At 67.1% G+C, this 19,949-nt stretch carries 26 protein-coding genes; 19 read left to right on the top strand and 7 right to left on the bottom strand.

All coding sequences use genetic code 11. The annotated features are described in order from the left end of the window. Nucleotides 1–2: 2 nt before the first annotated feature. The 4 genes from N0B51_RS05840 to N0B51_RS05825 all read left to right on the top strand — a co-directional run bounded on the left by N0B51_RS05840 (nucleotide 3) and on the right by N0B51_RS05825 (nucleotide 4,503). Nucleotides 3–1,163: an acyl-CoA dehydrogenase family protein gene (locus tag N0B51_RS05840; protein ID WP_259961321.1), complete on the top strand. Its 1,161-nt coding sequence runs from the start codon at nucleotides 3–5 to the stop codon at nucleotides 1,161–1,163. 16 nt (nucleotides 1,164–1,179) lie between these two features. Next, a complete protein-coding gene (locus N0B51_RS05835) occupies nucleotides 1,180–1,977 on the top strand; it encodes an SDR family NAD(P)-dependent oxidoreductase (protein WP_259961320.1) in 798 nt (265 codons plus the stop codon). A 120-nt stretch (nucleotides 1,978–2,097) separates the two neighbouring features. After that, complete coding sequence (locus tag N0B51_RS05830; RefSeq protein WP_259961497.1) at nucleotides 2,098–3,021, top strand: hypothetical protein; 924 nt, start codon at nucleotides 2,098–2,100, stop codon at nucleotides 3,019–3,021. Between the two features lie 123 nt (nucleotides 3,022–3,144). Next, the gene (locus tag N0B51_RS05825) at nucleotides 3,145–4,503 is read left to right on the top strand and encodes a DUF418 domain-containing protein (RefSeq protein WP_259961318.1); all 1,359 of its coding nucleotides are present in this window, start codon (nucleotides 3,145–3,147) and stop codon (nucleotides 4,501–4,503) included. Here N0B51_RS05825 and gmk read toward each other — a convergent pair. From gmk to N0B51_RS05810, 3 genes are read right to left on the bottom strand one after another with little or no spacing between them, the layout of a single operon-like run. Then, nucleotides 4,482–5,162, bottom strand: coding sequence for a guanylate kinase (gene gmk / locus N0B51_RS05820; RefSeq protein ID WP_259961316.1), 681 nt, complete (start codon nucleotides 5,160–5,162; stop codon nucleotides 4,482–4,484). The two genes, N0B51_RS05825 and gmk, sit on opposite strands and share 22 nt — an antisense overlap. Before the next feature lie 49 nt (nucleotides 5,163–5,211). After that, entirely contained in the window at nucleotides 5,212–5,652 is a 441-nt protein-coding gene (locus tag N0B51_RS05815; RefSeq protein ID WP_259961315.1) for a hypothetical protein, read from the bottom strand. A 48-nt stretch (nucleotides 5,653–5,700) separates the two neighbouring features. Then, nucleotides 5,701–6,216, bottom strand: coding sequence for an SspB family protein (locus N0B51_RS05810; RefSeq protein ID WP_259961314.1), 516 nt, complete (start codon nucleotides 6,214–6,216; stop codon nucleotides 5,701–5,703). Nucleotides 6,217–6,330: 114 nt separating this feature from the next. Here N0B51_RS05810 and hisB point away from each other — a divergent pair, with 114 nt between their 5' ends. From hisB to pal, 13 genes are all read left to right on the top strand, one after another. Then, entirely contained in the window at nucleotides 6,331–6,924 is a 594-nt protein-coding gene (gene hisB / locus N0B51_RS05805) for an imidazoleglycerol-phosphate dehydratase HisB (protein WP_259961312.1), read from the top strand. A 4-nt stretch (nucleotides 6,925–6,928) separates the two neighbouring features. Next, complete coding sequence (gene hisH, locus N0B51_RS05800; RefSeq protein WP_259961311.1) at nucleotides 6,929–7,558, top strand: imidazole glycerol phosphate synthase subunit HisH; 630 nt, start codon at nucleotides 6,929–6,931, stop codon at nucleotides 7,556–7,558. Then, nucleotides 7,555–8,283: a 1-(5-phosphoribosyl)-5-[(5-phosphoribosylamino)methylideneamino]imidazole-4-carboxamide isomerase gene (hisA, locus tag N0B51_RS05795; protein WP_259961310.1), complete on the top strand. Its 729-nt coding sequence runs from the start codon at nucleotides 7,555–7,557 to the stop codon at nucleotides 8,281–8,283. Before hisH ends, hisA begins: the two co-directional genes overlap by 4 nt. After that, nucleotides 8,280–9,041 carry an imidazole glycerol phosphate synthase subunit HisF gene (hisF, locus tag N0B51_RS05790; RefSeq protein WP_259961309.1) on the top strand — a complete coding sequence of 254 codons (762 nt, stop codon included), beginning with the start codon at nucleotides 8,280–8,282 and terminating at the stop codon, nucleotides 9,039–9,041. The genes hisA and hisF overlap by 4 nt, the downstream gene beginning before the upstream one ends. A gap of 71 nt (nucleotides 9,042–9,112) precedes the next feature. Continuing rightward, nucleotides 9,113–9,268, top strand: a complete 156-nt coding sequence (locus N0B51_RS05785; protein ID WP_259961307.1) for a PEP-CTERM sorting domain-containing protein — start codon at nucleotides 9,113–9,115, stop codon at nucleotides 9,266–9,268. 41 nt (nucleotides 9,269–9,309) lie between these two features. Beyond that, nucleotides 9,310–9,627 carry a phosphoribosyl-ATP diphosphatase gene (locus N0B51_RS05780; RefSeq protein ID WP_259961305.1) on the top strand — a complete coding sequence of 106 codons (318 nt, stop codon included), beginning with the start codon at nucleotides 9,310–9,312 and terminating at the stop codon, nucleotides 9,625–9,627. Further along, on the top strand, nucleotides 9,627–10,001 hold the full coding sequence (locus N0B51_RS05775; RefSeq protein WP_259961304.1) for a histidine triad nucleotide-binding protein: 375 nt from the start codon (nucleotides 9,627–9,629) through the stop codon (nucleotides 9,999–10,001). Before N0B51_RS05780 ends, N0B51_RS05775 begins: the two co-directional genes overlap by 1 nt. A gap of 64 nt (nucleotides 10,002–10,065) precedes the next feature. Then, the gene (locus N0B51_RS05770) at nucleotides 10,066–10,545 is read left to right on the top strand and encodes a YbgC/FadM family acyl-CoA thioesterase (protein ID WP_259961303.1); all 480 of its coding nucleotides are present in this window, start codon (nucleotides 10,066–10,068) and stop codon (nucleotides 10,543–10,545) included. Further along, nucleotides 10,542–11,252: a protein TolQ gene (gene tolQ, locus N0B51_RS05765; RefSeq protein ID WP_259961302.1), complete on the top strand. Its 711-nt coding sequence runs from the start codon at nucleotides 10,542–10,544 to the stop codon at nucleotides 11,250–11,252. Before N0B51_RS05770 ends, tolQ begins: the two co-directional genes overlap by 4 nt. A 1-nt stretch (nucleotide 11,253) precedes the next feature. Continuing rightward, nucleotides 11,254–11,724, top strand: a complete 471-nt coding sequence (locus tag N0B51_RS05760) for an ExbD/TolR family protein (RefSeq protein WP_259961300.1) — start codon at nucleotides 11,254–11,256, stop codon at nucleotides 11,722–11,724. A 10-nt stretch (nucleotides 11,725–11,734) separates the two neighbouring features. Further along, nucleotides 11,735–12,544, top strand: a complete 810-nt coding sequence (gene tolA, locus N0B51_RS05755) for a cell envelope integrity protein TolA (RefSeq protein WP_259961299.1) — start codon at nucleotides 11,735–11,737, stop codon at nucleotides 12,542–12,544. Further along, nucleotides 12,541–13,917 carry a Tol-Pal system beta propeller repeat protein TolB gene (gene tolB / locus N0B51_RS05750; protein ID WP_259961297.1) on the top strand — a complete coding sequence of 459 codons (1,377 nt, stop codon included), beginning with the start codon at nucleotides 12,541–12,543 and terminating at the stop codon, nucleotides 13,915–13,917. Before tolA ends, tolB begins: the two co-directional genes overlap by 4 nt. 61 nt (nucleotides 13,918–13,978) lie before the next feature. After that, entirely contained in the window at nucleotides 13,979–14,485 is a 507-nt protein-coding gene (gene pal / locus N0B51_RS05745; RefSeq protein ID WP_259961296.1) for a peptidoglycan-associated lipoprotein Pal, read from the top strand. Here pal and N0B51_RS05740 read toward each other — a convergent pair. Next, entirely contained in the window at nucleotides 14,482–14,664 is a 183-nt protein-coding gene (locus N0B51_RS05740) for a hypothetical protein (protein ID WP_259961294.1), read from the bottom strand. The two genes, pal and N0B51_RS05740, sit on opposite strands and share 4 nt — an antisense overlap. A 102-nt stretch (nucleotides 14,665–14,766) precedes the next feature. On the opposite strand from N0B51_RS05740, the gene N0B51_RS05735 reads away from it, so the two are divergent. Next, a complete protein-coding gene (locus N0B51_RS05735) occupies nucleotides 14,767–15,300 on the top strand; it encodes a J domain-containing protein (protein ID WP_259961293.1) in 534 nt (177 codons plus the stop codon). 71 nt (nucleotides 15,301–15,371) lie between these two features. Beyond that, nucleotides 15,372–15,908, top strand: coding sequence for an SRPBCC family protein (locus N0B51_RS05730; RefSeq protein ID WP_259961291.1), 537 nt, complete (start codon nucleotides 15,372–15,374; stop codon nucleotides 15,906–15,908). Nucleotides 15,909–15,964: 56 nt separating this feature from the next. On the opposite strand, the gene N0B51_RS05725 is transcribed toward N0B51_RS05730, so the two are convergent. The 3 genes from N0B51_RS05725 to N0B51_RS05715 form a co-directional block, all read right to left on the bottom strand. Further along, nucleotides 15,965–16,819, bottom strand: coding sequence for a hypothetical protein (locus N0B51_RS05725; protein WP_259961290.1), 855 nt, complete (start codon nucleotides 16,817–16,819; stop codon nucleotides 15,965–15,967). Between the two features lie 214 nt (nucleotides 16,820–17,033). Further along, on the bottom strand, nucleotides 17,034–18,326 hold the full coding sequence (locus N0B51_RS05720; protein ID WP_259961289.1) for a cystathionine gamma-synthase family protein: 1,293 nt from the start codon (nucleotides 18,324–18,326) through the stop codon (nucleotides 17,034–17,036). 137 nt (nucleotides 18,327–18,463) lie between these two features. Beyond that, nucleotides 18,464–19,888 carry an SLC13 family permease gene (locus N0B51_RS05715; protein ID WP_259961288.1) on the bottom strand — a complete coding sequence of 475 codons (1,425 nt, stop codon included), beginning with the start codon at nucleotides 19,886–19,888 and terminating at the stop codon, nucleotides 18,464–18,466. Nucleotides 19,889–19,949: the final 61 nt, after the last annotated feature.

The raw sequence follows: 19,949 nt of genomic DNA, 5'->3' as shown, positions 1-19,949 counted from the left end.
AGATGCCGCTCTATCACGACGACGACCAGGCGATGCTTGCCGAAACCGCGAGCCAGTTCATGGCCGAGGAAGGCGCGATCGCCAAGCAGCTGCGCCACTGGCGCGACCTGCAGAACAAGGACGGGACGAAAGGCTGCAAGGACGGTTTCGGCCACGACCTGTGGAAGCAGATGGCCGAGATGGGGTTCACCGGCCTCCTGGTTCCCGAGGACGACGGCGGGCTCGGCATGGGCAACGTCGAGGCGGGTATCGTGCTCGAGGAGATCGGCCGCAACCTGACCCCCTCGCCGTTCCTGACCAGCTCGGTCATGGGCGCGACCGCGCTCGCGCACGGGTCGGACGACCTCAAGGGGCGCTGGCTGCCCGGCCTGATTTCCGGCGACAGCGTGTTCGCGGTGGCGATCGACGAGGGGCCGAAGCACCGCCCCGAACGGGTCGCGACCAGGGCGGAGAAATCTGGTAACGGTTTCCGGCTGACCGGCAGAAAGGACTTCGTGGTCCACGGCGCCAGCGCCGACATGATCGTGGTGTCGGCGCGCACTTCGGGCGCCGACGACGACGAGGATGGTGTGACGCTGTTCGCCGTTCCCAGGGACGCGGCGGGGCTGGGCCACAACTCGGTGCGGCTGGTCGACAGCTCGATGGCGAGCCATGTGACGCTCGACGGTGTCGAACTCGACGGCGACGCCGTGATCGGCGAGGTCGACGGCGGGCGCAGCGTGCTCAACAGGGTGCTCGATGCGGGCCGTGTGGGCGCGGCCGCCGAGGGCGTGGGCGTCGCGCGCGGGTCGATGGACATGACCGTCGACTACCTCAAGCAGCGCAAGCAGTTCGGCAAGCTCATCGGCGAATTCCAGGCGCTCCAGCACCGCGCCGCGCATCTCTACTCGGAAGTCGAGATCGCCCGCGCGGTCACGATCAAGGCGCAGCAACTGCTCGACGCCGGGGCCGAGAACGCCAGCCTGATGGCGTCGGTCGCCAAGGCCAAGGTCGGCAAGGCCGCGGGCCTTGCTGTGAAGGAAGGCGTGCAGATGCACGGCGGCATCGGCATGACCGACGAATACGACATCGGCCTCTACATGAAGCGCGACCGCGCGCTCGCCGAGTTCCTCGGCGACGTCTATTATCACGCCGACCGCGTCGCGCGGCTCAGCGGCTATTGATCCGAAGGAACCTGACATGACCCTCGAAGAGATGTTCGGCCTCAAGGGCCGCGTGGCGCTGGTGACCGGCGGCAGCCGCGGGATCGGGCGCATGATCGTCGAAGGCTTTCTCGGCGCCGGGATCGACCGGGTCTACATCACCGCGCGCAAGGGCGGCGAGCTGCATGAGACCGCCGAGGAACTGGGCGATCGGGTGATCCCGATCCAGGGCGACATCTCGACTATGGAAGGGATCGAGGAACTGGCGCGGGAAATCGCGTCGAAGGAAGGCAAGCTCGACATCCTCGTCAACAACGCCGGTGCGGCGTGGGGCGCGGACTTCGAGGATTTTCCCGAGGCCGGCTGGGACAAGGTCATGGACCTCAACGTCAAGACGCCATTCTTCCTCACCCAGAAGCTCCACGGCCTGCTCAAGGCCGCGGCGAGCCAAGACCACCCGGCCAAGGTGATCAACATCACCTCGGTCGACGGGCAGCGGGTCAACCCGTGGGAAACCTACAGCTACCAGGCGTCGAAGGCCGCGCTGATCCACCTCACGCGGCGGATGGCCGCGCGGCTGGTGAAGGACCACATCTACGTCACCAGCCTTGCCCCCGGCGCGTTCCCGTCGAACATGAACAAGGCCGCGCGCGATCACGAGGAGCGGTCGGCGGCCGGGATTCCCAACCGGCGCGTGGGCGACAAGTGGGACATGGGCGGGACCGCGGTCTACCTGGCTTCGCGAGCCGGCGACTACACGGTCGGCGAAACGCTCACGGTCGACGGCGGGATCGTCAACGCGCATCTGCCGAGCCACTTCGCCGAACCGGCGTGAACCCTCGACGAGCGACGCGCGGCGCCGAGCAAATGGGTTGCGCTGGCGGCTGCTGAAGCTATTTGCCGGTCCGGACTTGCGCGATGGCAGGTCGTCCAACCGACAGGAAGTACGCTGATCGTGCGCCGTAATTTTGCTCATCTCTTCACCGCCGCCGCCTGCTGTGCTCTCCTCGCCTCGTGTGGCGGAGGCGATGGCAACTCGCCGACGCCGACACCTTCTCCGTCCCCTTCGCCGTCGCCTTCTCCGACGCCGACGCCGACCCCCACGGCGGTCGATTTCGACTTCGCGAAGGCGTTCACCGCGTCCGCGGTCAACACGTCCTACAGCTACGCCTTCTTCACGCCGAGCGGCGGGGCGGAGATCTGGAGCGACGGGACGCGCCGCGACGGCCTGAGCAAGATCACCTACACCGTCTCGCCCGAGAGCGCCGATTTCGACTGGCCGGACAGCGCCGCGTTGACGACGTTCGTCGCGGCGGACCTCCAGTCGGCCAGCCCGACCCGCCGGACCTATCGCAAGGGGACCGACGGGCTGGTGATGGAACTGCCGTTCAACCACGTCATGCGCGTCGCGTACGAAAACGTGCAGCCGTACATTCTCAACACGGTGAACGGCACGCTGCGGGCCTTCCGGGTCTCGCTGTTCTACAACACCGTCACCACGACTGCCGACATCACCAGCAACCTCACCTACACCGGGACCGCGCAGGTCGCCGGCGGCAAGGCGGGCACGACCGCTCCGGGGCTGTTCAGTTCACCGGCGACAACCCTCACGGTCGCCTCTAGCGACAAGAAGATCACCGGGTCGATCCAGATTTTCGAAAACGTGGGGGGAACACAGACCTTGCGCGCGACGCTGCCGATTTCGGGCACGGTGGTCGCCGGAGGAGCCTTTATCGGCAACATCGACGACACCACGAACGGCTTCAAGGGCCAGTTCGTCGGCTCGCTGGCCGGTCCGTCGCGCGAGGAGGTCGTCCTGATCTTCAACGTCGCGCATTCGGACGGACGGGAATTCATCGGCTCCTACATCGGCGGCTGACGCCTCCACCATGTCTTGCCAGGCCCGTCCTGCGGGCCTAGCGTCGCAGCGCGCTTCGGTGACCGAGGGCGAGGCGCACAACGGGTCGCGGCTTATGGCTGCTCGGGGAACTGGGGGTTCCTGATGACCGTTGTGAACCAGACGGCCGTGGCCGCTCCCGTGAAACGGACCGACCGGATCGATTCGCTCGACATCCTGCGCGGGATCGCCGTTTTCGGCATCCTGCTGATGAACATTTCGGCCTTCGGGCTGGTCTGGCAGGCGTACGGCAATCCCTTTGCCGCCGGCGGCAGCAGCGGCCTAAACCTGCGCCTGTTCGAGATCATGAACGTCGGGTTCGAAGGGACCATGCGCGGCATCTTCTCGATGCTCTTCGGGGCGGGGATCGTCCTGATGACCGAGCGGATGGAGGCGGCCGGCGCGGGCCTGATGACCGCCGAGATCCATTTCCGGCGAATGACCTGGCTAATGGTTTTCGGAATCGTCCACTGGGCGCTGCTGTTGTGGACCGGCGAGATCCTGTTCGCCTATTCCCTGTGCGGTTTCCTGCTGTTCGCAGTGCGCAAGGTGGGGGCGAAGTGGCAACTGGCCGTCGGCCTTGGGGCGCTGCTGGCCGCCGGAGTGCTCCTCAACTTCGACTATCACGACACGGTCGCGCTCGAGCGTTCGGCGCAGCAAACCGAAGCCCAGGTCGCCCGCGGCGGCGAACCGGGCGACGCGGCGCAGGCCGAGCTCGCTGAGTGGAACGAGAAACTGTCGCACTTCGTGCCAAGCGTGGAAAGCAACGCCATGTTCGTGGGCTGGCACAGCGGCTCCTACATTGACGCGGTCGAGCAGCAGTTCGCCTTCAGCTACGAATTCCAGTGGAAGAACGCGCCGTTCTGGCTGTTCTTCGACATGATCCCGTTCATGCTCATCGGCATGGCCCTGCTGAAATGGGGTGTCCTGTCGGCCGAGCGGAGCGCGCGTTTCTACGGCGGGATGATGATCGCAGGTTACGGCATCGGCATCCCTCTTGGGCTATACGAACTCGGGATACTGACCGCCGGCGATTACGGGCCGGTCGCCGCCGCTGCCGCCAACCGGACGTACGAGATCAGCCGGCTGGCGATGGTCTTCGGCCATCTCGGCCTGATCCTGCTGGCGGTACGGGGCGGGGCGGTGCGCTGGTTGCAGCGCGCGCTGGCGGCGGCAGGCCAGATGGCGCTGACCAACTACATAGGCCAGACGCTGATCTGCACGATCCTGTTCTACGGCTTCGGGTTCGGCCTTTATGGCCGGCTCGATCGAGCCGAGCTGTATCTGCTCGTCCTGGCGATCGCCGTGGTCGAGATGACGATCAGCGTGATCTGGCTGAAGAGCTTTCGTTTCGGGCCGCTCGAATGGGTGTGGCGTTCGCTGACCTACTGGAAAGTGCAGCCGATGCGATTGCGCGGCGGCGGAAGCGGACCGGTGCCCGGTCAGATGCTCGGCGCCACCTGAGGCGAGGGGTCGGTCCCCATCAGTTCCCGGACGAAGGGGATCAGGCCGGTCTGCCGCGTGCGCTCCATCCGCTCTGCGTGGAGAATCTCGCGCACCTTGCGGAAGCATTCGTCGACGTCGTCGTTGATCACGACATATTCGTATTCGGCCCAGTGGCTGATCTCTGCGCGGGCGCGGTCCATCCGGCTCTGGATCACCGCCGGATTGTCCTGCGCGCGCGCTTCGAGGCGGCGGCGCAATTCGGCGATGCTGGGCGGCAGGATGAACACGCTGACCACGTCCTGCCGGTCCTTCTGGTAAAGCTGCTGGGTGCCCTGCCAGTCGATGTCGAAAAGGAAATCCTGCCCGTCCTTGAGGGCCGAGCGAATGTGTCCCTTGGGCGTCCCGTACCGATGGCCGAACACGTGCGCCCATTCGTAGAAGTCGTCCTCCTCGACCATCCGGTCGAAGGTGGCGTCATCGACGAAGTGGTAATGGACCCCGTCGCGTTCGCCGGGGCGGGGACTGCGGGTTGTCACGCTCACCGACAGCTTGATCGCCTCGTCCGCTTCGAGCAGCATCCGGCTGATCGTGGTCTTTCCCGCACCCGAGGGCGAGGACAGCACGAACATGAGCCCGCGCCTCTTGAGAGCTTCGGATTGCGTGTCGCTGGCGGTCATGCGCGCTCTTGCGCGGAACGGGGCCGCCGAATCAACCCCTGCGAGCGGGCTATTCCTCCGCTTCGGTCTCGCGCAGCGCCTTGTCACCCGCGCTTCGGGCCTTCCTGCGCGACTGGCTGCGGTCGAAAAGCGTCTTGGCAGCGAGCCCGGTTCCCACGATCAGGGCACCCGGAATAGAGCGCGTCGCGAAGCGCGAGACCGCGTAGCTGGCAAGCGCCATGGTGACCGACCGGTTGTCGACCATCTTCTTGGCGCTCTGCTTGCCATAGCGGTTGGCGAGCAGCCCTTTTTCGAGCGTCGTGCGCATCAATCGCCCGCCCGCGCGCAGGAGCACGTCGTGGATGATAAGATTGGTCGCCGGGTTGGGACTGGGGCCCATCACTTCGCGATCCTCGCCGGTCACCTTGGTGATGGCCCTGTCGACCGCGCGTCCGCCCTTGCTGGTGATGCGTTCGCCGAGTTTCCCGGCCTTGCCGGATGTGCGTGTCATGCCGCTCCCCTGTGGCGCGGCACTGCCGGTGTTCGGCGCGCCGCGCGGCTACTTCTTGCGGCCGAAATCGACCGTGACGACATTCGAGCCGTCGTCGCTTTCGGTAACGGCCGGGTGCGGTGCCCGTTCCGCCGAATCGCCCTGACCGTCGTTCTCGGCCTCGTCGTGGCTCTCGGGCGCCATGTCCGCCACGGTCGCCTGGAACTGGAGGCCGAAATCCACCGCCGGATCGACGAAGGCGGTGATGGCGCCGAACGGAATGTCGAGCTTGGCCGGCACCTGGTTGAAGGTGAGGCTGACGGTGAACCCCTCGTCGTCGACGTTGAGGTCCCAGAACTTGTTCTGCAGCACGATCGTCATCTCGTCGGTGAAGCGCTCGCGCAGATGCTTGGGGATGTCGACGCCGGGAGCGTTCGTCTTGAAGGTGATGTAGAAGTGGTGATTGCCCGGCAGGGTGCCGCCCGCCGCCTCGACCTCGCCGAGCACGCGCCCGACGACGGCGCGCAGCGCTTCCTGCACGATCTCGTCGTAGGGGATGAGGCTGTCGGGCGTTTCGTCGGTCATCGCCTCTGTTGGTGGCGGCGCGGCGCGGCCCGGTCAAGCCGCAAAAGGCGAAACCCTTGGGGGGCAAGCGCGGATTGCTTGCGCGCCCGGCCCCCGCGCGTATAGGCGCCTCCCATGCGCACCGGACGGATCGAGCGAAGGACCAGCGAAACGGCCATCCTGGTCGAGGTGAACCTCGACGGGACGGGTGCCTACGCGGTGGAAACCGGCATCGGTTTTCTCGACCACATGGTCGAACAGTTCAGCCGGCATTCGCTGATCGACGTGACGATGAAGGTCGACGGCGACCTTCATGTCGACCAGCACCACACAACCGAAGACAGCGCGATCGCTCTTGGCCAGGCATTGTACGAGGCGCTCGGCGACAAGGGCGGGATCGGCCGCTACGGGCAGGCCTATTCCCCGATGGACGAGACGCTCTCGCGCGTCGCGCTCGACATCTCGGGCCGGCCATACCTCGTCTGGCGGGCAGGTTTCAGCCAGGAAAAGCTCGGCGAGTGGGACACCGAACTGATCGAACACTGGTTCCACTCGGTCGCGCAGGCCTGCGGCATAACGCTGCACGTCGAACTGCTCTACGGCACCAACAACCATCACATCTGCGAATCGCTCTACAAGGGTTTCGCTCGCGCGATGCGGCAGGCGGTCGAACTCGACCCGAGGAAAGGCGGGGCGGTGCCGAGCACCAAGGGCCAGCTGGGCGGCTGATCGCATGGCGGAAGCGATCGCCCTCATCGATTACGGCGCGGGCAATCTCCACTCGGTCCACAACGCGCTTCGTGCGGCCGGGGCGGGCCATGTCCACGTGACGGCGGATCCCGATATCGTGCGCGGCGCGCGGCGCATCGTGCTGCCCGGTGTGGGGTCTTTCAAGGCCTGCGCGCATGGGCTGAAGGCCATTCCCGGTCTCGTCGCCGCGCTCGAGGAACGGGTGATCGGAGCAGGCGTCCCCTTCCTCGGCATCTGCGTGGGAATGCAGCTGCTCGCCACCCGCGGCAGGGAACACGGGGTGACCAAGGGTCTTGGCTGGATCGCGGGAGAGGTGCGCCCGATCGAACGCAGCGACCCGGTGATCAAGGTGCCGCACATGGGCTGGAATGACGTGCGCCCGATGCCCCGTGCGAACGGCGCGCGATTGATCGAACCGGGCGAGGCCTATTTCCTGCACTCGTTTCATTTCGCGGTCGCCGACGGGCACGACGTGGCGGCGATGACCGACCACGGCGGCGGCCTCGTCGCAGCGGTGGCGCGCGACAATATGCTGGGCGTGCAGTTCCACCCCGAGAAGAGCCAGGCTTACGGGCTGGGGCTTCTGGCGCGCTTCCTGGAGTGGAAGCCGTGATCGTCTTTCCCGCGATCGACCTGAAGGGCGGCCAGGTCGTCCGCCTCGCCGAAGGCGACATGGCGCGCGCCACAGTCTACGGCGACGACCCCGCCGCCCAGGCGCTGCTGTTCGCCGAGGCCGGCGCCGAGCACCTGCACGTCGTCGACCTTGACGGATCGTTCGCCGGCCGCACGGAAAATCGCGCCGCGGTCGAGGCCATCGTCGAGGCATTTCCCGGCTACGTCCAGCTTGGCGGCGGCATCCGCACCCGCGCAGCGGTCGAGGGGTGGTTCGACCTCGGCGTGGCGCGGATCGTGATGGGAACCGCCGCGCTCAAGGACCCGCAGTTCGTGCGCGACATGGCGCGCGCGTTCGAGGGTGGCATCGTCGTCGCCGTCGATGCGCGCGACGGCATGGTTGCGACCGAGGGCTGGGCCGACGTGTCGGACGTGCCCGTGGTCGATCTTGCGCGCCGGTTCGAGGACGCCGGGGTCGCCAGCCTGCTGTTCACCGACATCGGCCGCGACGGAATGCTCAAGGGCGTCAACATCGACGCGACCGTGGACCTGGCGCGCCGGGTCGACCTGCCCGTCATCGCCAGCGGCGGGGTCAAGGGCATCGACGACATCTACGTCCTCTCGATGCACGCGGCCGAAGGGATAGAAGGCGTGATCACCGGCCGGGCGCTTTACGACGGGCGGCTGGATCTTGCCGCCGCGATTGCCATGGCGAACCGGTCGTGACCGTCCGCGTCCGCGTGATCCCGTGCCTCGACGTGCGCGACAAGCGCGTGGTGAAGGGCGTGAACTTCGTCGACCTCAAGGACGCGGGCGATCCGGTCGAACAGGCCAGGGCCTACGATCGTGCGGGCGCGGACGAACTGTGTTTCCTCGACATATCGGCCAGCCACGAGGGGCGCGGCACGCTGCTCGATGTCGTGCGCCGAACGGCCGAAGTCTGCTTCATGCCGCTCACCGTCGGCGGCGGGGTGCGCTCGGTCGAGGACGCGCGTGCGTTGCTGCTTGCCGGCGCCGACAAGGTCGCCGTGAACAGCGCGGCGGTCGCTCGCCCCGAACTCGTCGCCGAGATCGCCGCGAGGTTCGGCAGCCAGTGCGTCGTCGCCAGCATCGATGCGCGGCGCAGCGGGGCCGGCTGGCAGATCTACACGCACGGGGGGCGCAAGCCCACCCATATCGACGCGGTAGAGCACGCTGTCCGGCTCGCCGAACTGGGTGCGGGCGAACTGCTCGTCACCTCGATGGACGGCGACGGCACGCAAGCCGGTTACGACCTCGCGCTGACCCGCGAGATCGCCGACGCGGTGGGCGTGCCGGTGATCGCGAGCGGCGGGGTCGGCACGCTCCGTCACCTGGTCGAAGGGGTGACGGAAGGCGGGGCGAGCGCGGTTCTCGCGGCTTCGATCTTTCACTTCGGCACCCACACCATCGCCGAGGCGCACGACGCCTTGCGGGCGGCCGGCCTGCCCGCACGCAGCGCCTGACGCCAGTCCCGTTTCGGGACGCAGCCGTCTGCCGGCTTGCCGAGCGCGATCGTCACGCGCCTTGTGCTCGAATGCGGATAGCCGGCTTCATCGCGTTTCTCGCCATGGCCGTACCCGCGCACGCCGCCGATACCACGGTACCAGAGCCATCGGCCCTGGCCTTGTTCGGAATCGGTGTTCTCGGCGTGATCATCGGTCGGCACGGATCGCGCCGCAAACGCGACTGACCCCTTGCGGGATCGGCCGCACCCGGCCATTCCGGCGGGCGATGAACACGCTCTCCCGGCTTGAGGCCACGATTGCCGAGCGGCTTGCCGCGGGCGAGGCCTCCACGAGTTACGTCGCCCAGCTTCATGCGCGCGGGCTGCCCGTCATCGCACGCAAGTTCGGCGAGGAGGCGGTCGAGGCCACCGTTGCCGCGCTGGCGGGCAGTCGCGAGGAGCTGGCCGGGGAGGCAGCCGACGTACTGTTCCATCTCCTGGTCCTGCTTGGCGAGAAGGGCGTCCCGCTCGCCGATGTCCTGTCGGAGCTCGACCGCCGCGAGGGCACGTCCGGCCTCGAGGAAAAGGCTTCACGGAGCAACTGATGCCCATCGATGCGACCCAGCCATATGACGACCAGAACATCTTCGCGAAGGTCCTTCGCGGCGAATTGCCGTCGAAGAAGGTCTACGAGGACGAATGGGCGCTCGCCTTCCACGATATCAACCCGCAGGCGCCGGTGCACATCCTGGTGGTGCCCAAGCGTGCGTATGTCAGCTGGGACGATTTCTCGGCCAAGGCTCCCGACGCCGAGATCGCCGGGTTCTCGCGCGCTGTGGGCAGGATCGCGCGCGACGCGGGGCTGGTCGAACCCGGTTACAGGGTCCTCTACAACGTCGGCGGGCACGGCGGTCAGGAGATCCCGCATCTGCACGCCCACATCTTCGGCGGCCGACCGCTGGGTCGCATGGTCGGATGATCCGCTCCGGTTAACCTTCTGTAGCTTGCCACCCGAGTCCCGGTGCAGCTAAGCGGCCCCGGCAATGACCGCAGCGCCTTCTCTTTCCGGCCCCAACCCTCCCGGCGGCGTGATCGACGGGGCGCGCCATCTGTTCGCGGTGCGCGCGTACTACGAGGACACCGACCTGTCTGGGATCGTCTATCACGCGAACTACCTGCGATGGTTCGAGCGGGCGCGCAGCGACCTGGTACGGATGCTGGGGATCGACCAGCGCGCGGCGGTGGAAAGCGGCGAGGGGGCCTACGCGGTTGCCGACCTCCACATCCGCTACGCGCGGCCCGCCCGGCTCGACGACACCGTGGTCATCGAAAGCACCTGCGCCGAACTGGGCGCGGCAAGCGTGCGCATAATCCAGCGCGCGACGCGCGACGGGGAACTTGTCGCCGAACAGACCGTCAGAGTGGGGTTCGTCGATCTCCAGGGGCGCCCCCGCCGCCAGCCCGCCGAATGGCGCGCGGCGTTCGAGAAATTCGCTGCCAGATCCAATCAGGATACCGAATGACCAACCTGCTGATACTTGCCGCCGCAACCCCCGATCTTCCCGGGCGGCTCAATCCGGTAAAGCTGTTTCTCGACGCGGATATCGTGGTCCAGGCGGTCATGCTCGGCCTGCTGCTCGCCAGCGTGTGGACCTGGACGATCATCGTCAGCTTCAGTCTGCGGATTGCCGCGGTTCGTCGTCGGTGCCGGGAATACGAAACCGACTTCTGGGAAGCCGACAGCTTCGAGGGACTGATGACCCGCCGCGGCAAGAAGGACATCGCCAGCGCCCGCGTTGCCGCGGCTGCGATGCACGAGTGGAAGCACTCGGTGACCGGGGGACGCGTGGTCGATCGCGACGGTCTTCGCCAGCGCCTCGCGGCCGCGATGGAAAGCCAGGTCGCCGCAGAGGCCGACGACCTGTCGAGCCGGCTGAACTTCCTTGCCACGGTCGGATCGGTCGCGCCGTTCGTGGGCCTGTTCGGCACGGTCTGGGGCATCATGAACAGCTTCTTCCAGATCGGCCAGCAGCAGAACTCCTCGCTCGCCGTGGTCGCCCCGGGCATTTCGGAGGCGTTGTTCGCCACCGCGATCGGGCTGTTCGCGGCGATCCCTGCGGTCATCGCCTACAACCGCTTCAGTCACGCGGTGAACGCACTGGAGGCGCGCCTCCAGCGATTCGCGGACCGGTTCCACGCCAGCCTCAGCCGCGAGATCGAGGGGCTCTAGGATGGCCATGGGCCTCCATTCCTCGCGCCGCGGCAGGAGCCGCGGACGCGCGCCGATGGCGGAGATCAACGTCACCCCGCTGGTCGACGTCATGCTGGTTCTGTTGATCATCTTCATGGTCACGGCACCGCTGCTCACCGCGGGCGTGCCGCTCGAACTGCCCGACAGCCGTGCGAACCCGCTCGACCAGGACCCCGAGCAGGTGACGATTTCGATCGACCGCGACGGCTATGTCTTCATCGATCGCGAGCGCGTTCCCGTGGGCGGTTTCCCCGCGGCGCTCGAAGAGCTGCGGCCGGGCACCGGCACGCCGCCACAGGTCACCCTGCGCGCGGACAAGGCGCTGGATTACGGACGGGTCATGGCGGTCATGGGCGAGCTGAATCGCGCGGGCTTCAACTCGATCTCGCTGGTCACGTCGGGCGGCGCCCCCGCCGACGCGGTCAGTGGCGGTTCAGCCGACGCGCCATAGCCCGACCGCCATGGTGTTCGCCCATCTTCGGCGCGAGGAGCGCATCGGCCTCGGGATCGCGGTGGTCCTTCACCTTGGTCTTGCTGCCGCGTTTCTGCTCCAGCCGTCGAAGCGCGACGTGCTCGATCCTGCGCCGAGGATGACGGTCAACCTGACCACCGACGTCGGCCTCGAAGCGACCGCACCCGAGCCCGTTCCCGAGAGCGCGGCGGCGATCGCGCCCACTCTCGCGCCGGAACCTGCGCCCCTCGCCGAGCCGGAGCCGGTCGTCCGGCCCATGCCAGAGGTACCGCGCCCGAAACCCGTCGAACGCACCGTCGCGAGGCCCGCGCCCAAGCCGTCCCCCGTGTCGACCGAACCGCGCCGCCGTCCCGACGCACCGTCGCGGTCTGAGCGTTCGACGCCCAAACCGGCCGGGGGCAACCGCATCGGCGCCGACTTCCTGCCCGGCGCAGGCGACAGCACGACCACGCGCGAAACGCGGGTCCCCGCCAGCCAGATCGGCGCCAGCGCAAAGGCGAGCCTGTTCCAGGCGATTGCCCGCGAACTGCGGCCCAAATGGCAGCCCCCGAGCGGGCCGGAGGTCGAGGAACTGATCACGAAGGTACGGTTCCGGCTCAACCCCGACGGCAGCCTTTCCGGCAGTCCGGAAGTCGTTCGCCAGTCCGGCATCACCGATCTCAACAAGCCGCAGGCCGGCCGCCACGGCGAGCAGGCCATCCGCGCCGTTCGCCTTGCCGCGCCGTTCGACCTGCCGGAAGAATACTACGAGGCCTGGAAGGTCGTGACCGTCGATTTCGATTGGAAGCTATCGCAATGAAAAAGACTCTTATCGCGCTCCTCATGATGTCCGCCGCCACCCCGGCACTGGCGCAGGACCTGGGCCAGAAACCGCCCGAGGCGACGCCGGTCGTGACGACCGAGGAAGAAGGCCTTTCAGGCTCTGTCAGCTTCGAAGGGAACCTTGAGGATCTCGGCATCGCGATTCCCGGCTTCGCGACCGATCGCAACGCGCAGACACCCGCCAACACCAGCGGCACCGCCGCCCTCGGCAAGGAACTCGCGCAGGTCGTCTACAACGATCTCAAGAACAACGGCCTGTTCAAGCCGACCGGGCCGGGCTCGCTGCCGCAGCCCAGTTACGGGGAAATCACCGCGCCTTCGTGGGGCACCTGGTCCAGTCGCAGCAGCGAGATGCTGGTTCAGGGCTATGTCCGCGCCGGTGCGGACGGGCGGCTGACGGTGGGCTGCTATCTCTACGACGTCGCGCTCAACAAGGAACTGGCCCGCGCGGGCTGGGTCGTCCCGCCGGTCGACTGGCGGCGCGCCGCGCACAAGTGCGCGGACCTTGTCTATTCGCGCCTGTCGGGCGAAAGCCCGTTCTTCGACAGCCGCATCGCCTACATCGCCGAAACCGGTCCCAAGGATAACCGCGTCAAGCGCCTCGCGATCATGGATTCGGACGGCGCCAACCACCGCTTCATCACCAACGGCCGCGCGACCGCGCTGACCCCGCGCTATTCGCCCGATTACCGCAAGCTGCTGTATCTCAGCTACATCGACGGCAATCCGCGGATCTACAGCTACGACATCGGCACCGGCCGGCAGACCCTGATCACCGAGAGCCGCAACCCGACCTTCGCGCCCCGCTGGTCGCCCGATGGGCGCTGGGTGCTCTATTCGATGGCGGTCGGCGGCAACACCGACATCTACCGCGTCTCCGCCGAGGGCGGGGCGAGCGTGCGGCTGACCGACGGTCCCGGCATCGACATCGGCGGGTCCTATTCCCCCGACGGCCGCCAGATCGTGTTCGAGAGCGACCGGTCGGGCAGCCAGCAGTGCTACGTCATGAACGCCGACGGGTCGAACCAGCGGCGCATCAGCTTCGGCGGCAGTCGCTGCGCCACGCCCGAGTGGAGCCCGCGCGGCGACCAGATCGCGTTCACCAACGCCAGCTCGTTCAACATCGCGGTGATGAACCCCAACGGCGGCGGCGTGCGGACGCTGACCAACGGCTGGCAGGACGAGGCGCCAACCTGGGCGCCCAATGGCCGCGTGATCCAGTTCTTCCGGACCGAGCGCAATTCGGGGCGCACGGCGCTCTACCAGGTGGACCTGACCGGCCAGAATCTGCGCCGGCTGGCGACGCCCGTCGATGCGTCGGATCCCGCCTGGGGACCCATCCTGCCCTGAAGGCATTCGTTTCAGAAAGCGGGTCGCACCGATTTTCAACAAGCCAATAAGGAGATCCCCGATGAACCGCGCCTTCACCACCGTGCTGCTGGTCAGCGCCGCCGCGCTGTCGGCCTGCAAGAAGGAGCCGCCGGCCTCGCTTCCGCCCGAACCGGAACCGACGGTCACGAGCACCCCGAATACCGGAAGCACGGCGCCGGTTCCCGGAACGCAGGAACACTTCGTCCAGGGCGTCAACGGGCAGAACGTGATCTACTTCGACACCGATCGCTACAACATCGACAGCGCCGATGCGGCCGCGCTGCAGACCCAGGCGCAGTATCTTTCGCGCTACCCGCAGGTGAACATCACCATCGAGGGTCACGCCGACGAACGCGGCACGCGCGAATACAACCTGGCGCTGGGCGAGCGACGGGCAAACGCCGCGAAGAACTATCTCGTCGGCCTCGGCATCGCCGCCGGCCGCATCAACGTGGTCAGCTACGGCAAGGAACGCCCGGTCGCGCTCGGTTCGAACGAAGCCGCCTGGGCGCAGAATCGCCGCGCCGTCTCGGTCGTGATCAACTAGCGCGGAAAGAGCGCCGGCAAGGCGGGGGGCGAGAGCAACTCGATCCCCGCTGCTGCCGGCGCTCCTTCATGGCTCGAGCGGGTCTGCGACGAAATGGTCGGGCCGCTCAGCGCGAGCATCGCCATTGCAAGCGCGCTGACCACGGCGGAAAAGAGGAGCTGGGGGCTGGGCTTCGTCATAACAGGTTTCATTTAGGGACTTTCATATTGCAGTGCAACAAAGTCCTTTCGAAACCGTTTCCCTCGCTTTCCATTCCCGGCCCGAGCACCTAGGTTAAGGGCATGGCAGGCGCGCGGCGATCGATGGACTGGGGCTTTCCGCGCTGGCGCGGCTACGGTTCGTCGCGCGATGCGGCGACGGTGCGCCTGTGCGATCGGCACGGATGCGAGGAACCGGGCGACTGCCCCGCGCCCAAGAGCCCCAACAGCCCGGACCGCTGGCATTTCTGCCAGAGGCACGCTGCCGAATACAATTCGAAGTGGGACTATTTCGAAGGGCTGTCGAAGGAGGAAGCGGCCGAGCGCGCGGCGAACGAGAAGCGCGACAACGCCGGTTATGCGGAAGCGTCCCACTACGGCTGGGGCGGCAGCGGCGACGGCAGCCGCTCGGCCGACGAGATGCGCGCGCTCGACGTGCTCGAGCTTGAAAACGATGCCGATTTCGCCGCGATAAAGAAGGCCTTTCGCGAGCGCGCGAAGAAGGTCCACCCGGATGTCGCCCCGGGCGACAAGGAGGCCGCCGCCGAGTTCCAGAAGATCCAGGTCGCCTACGAAGTGCTTCGCCAGGCCGAGGAACGCCGCGAGTGGAGGGGCTGATGCCCCCGCGATAACCGGGCGCTAACGCGTCGGGGTTATTCCCGTCCCGCGATACTGGCGCGGGGTGCTCGATGTTCGGACTGTTCAAGCGCAACAGGGCGGTCCTCGTACCCGACGTGCCGATCGAGCTGAAGACCTCGATCGAGATCGAACGCCCGGCGGACGCTGTCTATGCGCTGCTGGACTTTGGCGACGAGCGTCACCAGCTGCGGGCGCGTGGCAACGAAATCCGCGTGATCGCGACGGACCCGCCCGAATACCGCCTGTGGTACGATCTGGCGCCAGACCTCAATTTCCTGTTCCGCGTGACCGAGGCCGTCCCGGGTCGTGCCTATGCCTACACCGCCAGCATCGTCCCGCCCGTGGGGCGCCGGCTCGGCAGCCACGAGGCCTACTCGATCGAACCGCTGACCGATGGGAGGTGCAGACTGACCTTCGTGAACACGGTCACCCACGTACCCGGCCTGACCGAAGCCGAACTTGCCGACGAGGTCGGCAAGGCGTCGCTGGCTGCGGCGAATTCGCTGACCAAGCTCAAGCTGCAAGCCGAACGGGGCATCGAAGCGGTCGAGAGCTTCGAGCGCGAGATGGGGCAAAGGCAAGGTTGATCGATCTGGCAGGCGCGGGGGAAGCTCGTGCCTTGTTCCGCTTCCGAGGATTGGGATTAGTCTATCTTCCTCATGGGGACCAGGTAGGCGGCCTTGCCTGGCACGATCATCCGCATCATCAACTCGCGGCCATCGGACCCGGTGAAGCGCCCTTCGACCGTCCCCTCGCCGTCCTTGCTCGCAAACCGTCCCGAGAAAGTCGAGCGGTCGATGCCAAGGGCGACATCGATGAATGTTATGTTGTCACCAAGCCGGGTCGCCGTCATCCCGCCGCTCGCGTAGTCGACCCGGATTGCGGAATACGTCGTGTCACAGCAGGTGCGAAAGTCGGCAAACCCGGTGGTCGGAACAGCCATCGACGCGGTCGGCACGCCGTAGAGGAATGGATAGTCGTCGGCATAATAAAGGGATGAGGGGCGTGCCGTAATCGAGAGGTAGCCCCACGCTGTGCTGGCCAGTGGTCGCGCGTCCAGGTCCAGTGCTTCGCCGATGCTCCCGGCACCGCCCAGTGCATTGAACCCGAACTGGGTTGTTCGCCCGTCCGCGCTTGCAATCCCGCCTCCACCGTTGGGGACCAGCGATCCCTCTCCCAACCCGCCTACCGACAAGCGGAATAGACCCGAGCCTGAGTAGGTGAGGCCGAGCGGGACCGTGGGATCGATTGTCGACGGATCGGGAATGTTTTCGAATGGACCGGCCTTGCCCGCTACCCGATAGCCCAGGACCGCGTAGGTAAAACCCGCGGGCTGTCCCAGCGCGAACGGGACCGTGTTGAAGCTCGGCGATGAAGGCGGCGGAGCACTCGGTCCAGGCGCAGGCGCAGGCGAAGATGCACTGAGCGCCGGTGCAGGCGATGCGCCGTCTCCACCGCCGCACCCGGCGGCACAGGCCAGGGAGGCAAAAACGGGCAACAAGCGGACGCGATTCGCTAGTGGCAACATGGCATCCCTCCTTCGGCGGCTGATCTACCGCCGGCTTTCAGGGCAGCCCATGATGGCGAACCGATGATCTTCTGATGATTCGCCGACCGACGCGACTTGGGGACATCCGATGCCTAGTGCGGCCATTACGAGGTTCTGCTTTCCAGAACCCCGCGCGCGCTCCATCAAAAGGGCGAAGTCGCCCTCACACCGCGTCGAGCGCCTGCGCGAAGTCCGCGATCAGGTCGTCGGCGTCCTCGATGCCGATGCTGATGCGCACCAGGTTATCGGTGATCCCGAGCGCCTGCTTGCGGGCGTCGGGAACCGACAGGTGCGTCATCGAGGCAGGGTGGCTGGCGAGCGTCTCGGTGCCGCCCAGGCTGACCGCGAGCTTGGCGATTGTCAGCGCGTCGAGGAAGCGGAAGCACTCGGCCTCGCCGCCCTTGATGAACAGCGAGAAGGTGGAACCTGCACCCGTGCAGTGACGCTCGAATATGTCCTTCTGGCGCGGGTCCTGAACGAAGCCGAGGTATCCCAGGCCTTCGACCTTGGGATGGCCCTTGAGGTAATCGCAGACTTTCGCCGCGTTCTCGCCGGCACGGCTCATTCGCAGTTCGACCGTCTCGAGGCTGCGCAGCAGCATCCACGCGGTGTTGGGGTCCGCGATGCCGCCCATCGTGTTGCGCAGCATCCGCACCGGAGTGATCCACTTCTTCGCCCCCGAAACGCTGCCCGCGACGAGGTCTGAATGGCCACCTACGTACTTGGTCAGCGAATAGACGACGAGATCGGCGCCGTGGTCGATCGGCTTCGACCACAGGGGGCCGAGAAAGGTGTTGTCGATCGCGATCGGGCAATCGGCGGACAGCGCCGCATCGCGCGCGTCGCGCACCGCCTCCACGTCGACGAGCGCGTTGGTCGGATTGGCGGGGCTTTCGAGGTAGATCATCGCGACCTTGCCGCCGCTGCGTTCCGCCTGCGCCTTGGCCTTCGCCAGCACGCCGTCGAGCTCGGCGCGGTCGGCACCTGCGGGGAAGTCGACGTAGGAGACGCCGAAGCGGCTCATGTGCTTGGCGACGAAGCCCTCGCTCGCGGCATAGAGCGGTCCGGAATGGACGATCACGTCGCCGGCATCGCACAGCGCCAGCATCAGCACGCAGATCGCGGTCATTCCGCTCGAGAAACACAGCGCCTCTTCCGCGCCGTCCCAGATCGCCAGGCGCTCTTCGAGGATCTGCTGGTTCGGCCCGTTGAAGCGTGAATAGACCAGGCCTTCGGCGCCGCCCGGGCGCTTGCCGGTGATCCCCTCGAAGTGATGCTTGCCCGCCGCGGCATTCTCAAAAGCGAACGTGCTGGTCAGGAACATCGGCGGCTTGAGGCTGCCCTCCGACAGGGCGGGGTCGTAACCTGCGCCCATCATCAGGGTCGCGGGCGAGAGTTCGCGATTGCCGATGCGGGTTAGGGTCGGCTTGGGCTTGCGGCTAGGCGTGTCGGTCATGTCAGGTCATCCGGTCCGGTGCCCCCAGGAAGGCGGGGGCGGCGAAGGGGCCGGGGCGCTCGCGCCCTAACCTCCGCAGGACGCATCTCCGCCGGCTCGCCGGTATGCGGCGCGGTTAGCGCGGCGAGAAAATGATTTCAACCGTAACCAAGCAGCGTGGCGGTGCCCCAGACACTCCCGACGATGAGCAGCGGACCGGCGACGTCGAGGAGGATGCCTGACCCGACCATGCGGGGCAGGTGGATGCGCCCCGTCGCCCAGGCGATCGCGTTGGGACCGGTGCCCGCGGGCAGCATAAATCCCCAGCTTGCGGCCAGCGCCGCGGGCATCGCCAGCAGCACCGGGTCCGCGCCGAGCGCCACGCACAGGCTCGCGACGACCGGGATGATGGCGCTCGCGGTCGCCACGTTGCTGGCGAACTCGGTAACCACGATGACGAGCGCGACCACCGCAAGTGCGATCATGACGAGCGGGAAGACTTCCAGCGGCAACAGCGCCTGGCCCAGCCAGTCGGCAAGGCCCGACGCTCCCATTCCTGCCGCCAGCGCCAGCCCGCCGCCGAACATCATGATCACCCCCCAGGGCGCGCGGTCGGCCTCGGGCCAGGTGAGCAGGGGGCGCCCGGTGCCGTCGGGTATGACGAACAGCGAAAGACCGGCGAGGATCGCGATAGTGCCGTCGGTCCACGAATTGGCGGGCAGCAGCGGCGCGACGAGCAGCTGGGTCGCCCACAGCGCGAATGCCCCGCCGATGATCGGCAGCAGGCGCTTCTGCGGGGTAGACCACGGGGTGTGGTCGTCGATCGCCTCGCGCGCGCCGGCGACGTCGAAGGGATGATCGGCGATGCGCTGGACCCGCGCGATGATGACGGCGGCCAGCGGGATGCCGATGATGACGACCGGCAGGCCGTAGGCCATCCATTCCGCGAAGCTGATGCGGGTACCGGTCAGGTCGGCGATCAGGGCCACGGCGATGCCGTTGGTCGGCGATCCGACGATCGTGCCGAGGCCCCCGATGCTGGCGGCAAAGGCGATCCCGATGGGCAGCGCACCAGCCAGCCCGTCGCGCTCCCCTTCGTGGATTCCCCCGCCGGCGAGCACCGCGAGCGCCATCGGCATCATGATCAGCGCCGTCGAAGTATTCGAAATGAGCATCGACAGCGCCGCCGCGCTGGTCATGAACGCCAGTAGCAGCCGCATCTCGCCGTGCGCGCCGCCCCGGCCGATCGTCCGCAGTATCGAAAGGCTCAATTTGCGATGCAGCCCGGTGCGCTCGATGGCCAGGGCAACGAAGGCGCCCCCCAGGATCAGGAACAGGATCGGATCGTAATAGGCGCTGGCGGTGTCCTTCGCGGTCAGGACCCCGGCGAGCGGCAGCACCACGAAAGGCAGCAGCGCGGTGGCGGTGAGCGGGATCGCCTCGGTCATCCACCATGCCGCCATCCACAGCACGAGGCCAGCGACGGTCCACGCCTCGCGCGGCATGTCGCCCGGCGGCGGAAAAACGATGGTGACGGTGAACAGGACGAGCCCGGCGATGAACCCGATACGGCGTGCGGTCATGTGTGGCGCATCTCCCCCGGATGCGTGTCTAGCCGAACCTGAAGCGCAGGCAACCGGGCGG

It is taken from the genome of Tsuneonella litorea (genome assembly GCF_025154015.1).
GTDB lineage: Bacteria > Pseudomonadota > Alphaproteobacteria > Sphingomonadales > Sphingomonadaceae > Tsuneonella > Tsuneonella litorea.
The sequence above is the reverse complement of the archived record's forward strand: the minus strand, read 5'-3'. Positions and strand labels throughout refer to the sequence as shown.

What these genes read in the sequence shown, in the direction of transcription:
- tolA (WP_259961299.1), top strand. Translation starts at nt 11,735, where the DNA reads ATGGTGTTCGCCCATCTTCGGCGCGAGGAGCGCATCGGCCTCGGGATC.
- N0B51_RS05780 (WP_259961305.1), top strand. Translation starts at nt 9,310, where the DNA reads ATGAACACGCTCTCCCGGCTTGAGGCCACGATTGCCGAGCGGCTTGCC.
- hisB (WP_259961312.1), top strand. Translation starts at nt 6,331, where the DNA reads ATGCGCACCGGACGGATCGAGCGAAGGACCAGCGAAACGGCCATCCTG.
- gmk (WP_259961316.1), bottom strand. Translation starts at nt 5,162, where the DNA reads ATGACCGCCAGCGACACGCAATCCGAAGCTCTCAAGAGGCGCGGGCTC.
- N0B51_RS05815 (WP_259961315.1), bottom strand. Translation starts at nt 5,652, where the DNA reads ATGACACGCACATCCGGCAAGGCCGGGAAACTCGGCGAACGCATCACC.
- N0B51_RS05735 (WP_259961293.1), top strand. Translation starts at nt 14,767, where the DNA reads ATGGCAGGCGCGCGGCGATCGATGGACTGGGGCTTTCCGCGCTGGCGC.
- N0B51_RS05770 (WP_259961303.1), top strand. Translation starts at nt 10,066, where the DNA reads ATGACCGCAGCGCCTTCTCTTTCCGGCCCCAACCCTCCCGGCGGCGTG.
- N0B51_RS05715 (WP_259961288.1), bottom strand. Translation starts at nt 19,888, where the DNA reads ATGACCGCACGCCGTATCGGGTTCATCGCCGGGCTCGTCCTGTTCACC.
- pal (WP_259961296.1), top strand. Translation starts at nt 13,979, where the DNA reads ATGAACCGCGCCTTCACCACCGTGCTGCTGGTCAGCGCCGCCGCGCTG.
- N0B51_RS05740 (WP_259961294.1), bottom strand. Translation starts at nt 14,664, where the DNA reads ATGACGAAGCCCAGCCCCCAGCTCCTCTTTTCCGCCGTGGTCAGCGCG.
- N0B51_RS05840 (WP_259961321.1), top strand. Translation starts at nt 3, where the DNA reads ATGCCGCTCTATCACGACGACGACCAGGCGATGCTTGCCGAAACCGCG.
- N0B51_RS05825 (WP_259961318.1), top strand. Translation starts at nt 3,145, where the DNA reads ATGACCGTTGTGAACCAGACGGCCGTGGCCGCTCCCGTGAAACGGACC.
- N0B51_RS05760 (WP_259961300.1), top strand. Translation starts at nt 11,254, where the DNA reads ATGGCCATGGGCCTCCATTCCTCGCGCCGCGGCAGGAGCCGCGGACGC.
- tolB (WP_259961297.1), top strand. Translation starts at nt 12,541, where the DNA reads ATGAAAAAGACTCTTATCGCGCTCCTCATGATGTCCGCCGCCACCCCG.
- N0B51_RS05810 (WP_259961314.1), bottom strand. Translation starts at nt 6,216, where the DNA reads ATGACCGACGAAACGCCCGACAGCCTCATCCCCTACGACGAGATCGTG.
- hisH (WP_259961311.1), top strand. Translation starts at nt 6,929, where the DNA reads ATGGCGGAAGCGATCGCCCTCATCGATTACGGCGCGGGCAATCTCCAC.
- N0B51_RS05785 (WP_259961307.1), top strand. Translation starts at nt 9,113, where the DNA reads ATGCGGATAGCCGGCTTCATCGCGTTTCTCGCCATGGCCGTACCCGCG.
- N0B51_RS05775 (WP_259961304.1), top strand. Translation starts at nt 9,627, where the DNA reads ATGCCCATCGATGCGACCCAGCCATATGACGACCAGAACATCTTCGCG.
- N0B51_RS05720 (WP_259961289.1), bottom strand. Translation starts at nt 18,326, where the DNA reads ATGACCGACACGCCTAGCCGCAAGCCCAAGCCGACCCTAACCCGCATC.
- tolQ (WP_259961302.1), top strand. Translation starts at nt 10,542, where the DNA reads ATGACCAACCTGCTGATACTTGCCGCCGCAACCCCCGATCTTCCCGGG.
- N0B51_RS05730 (WP_259961291.1), top strand. Translation starts at nt 15,372, where the DNA reads ATGTTCGGACTGTTCAAGCGCAACAGGGCGGTCCTCGTACCCGACGTG.
- N0B51_RS05835 (WP_259961320.1), top strand. Translation starts at nt 1,180, where the DNA reads ATGACCCTCGAAGAGATGTTCGGCCTCAAGGGCCGCGTGGCGCTGGTG.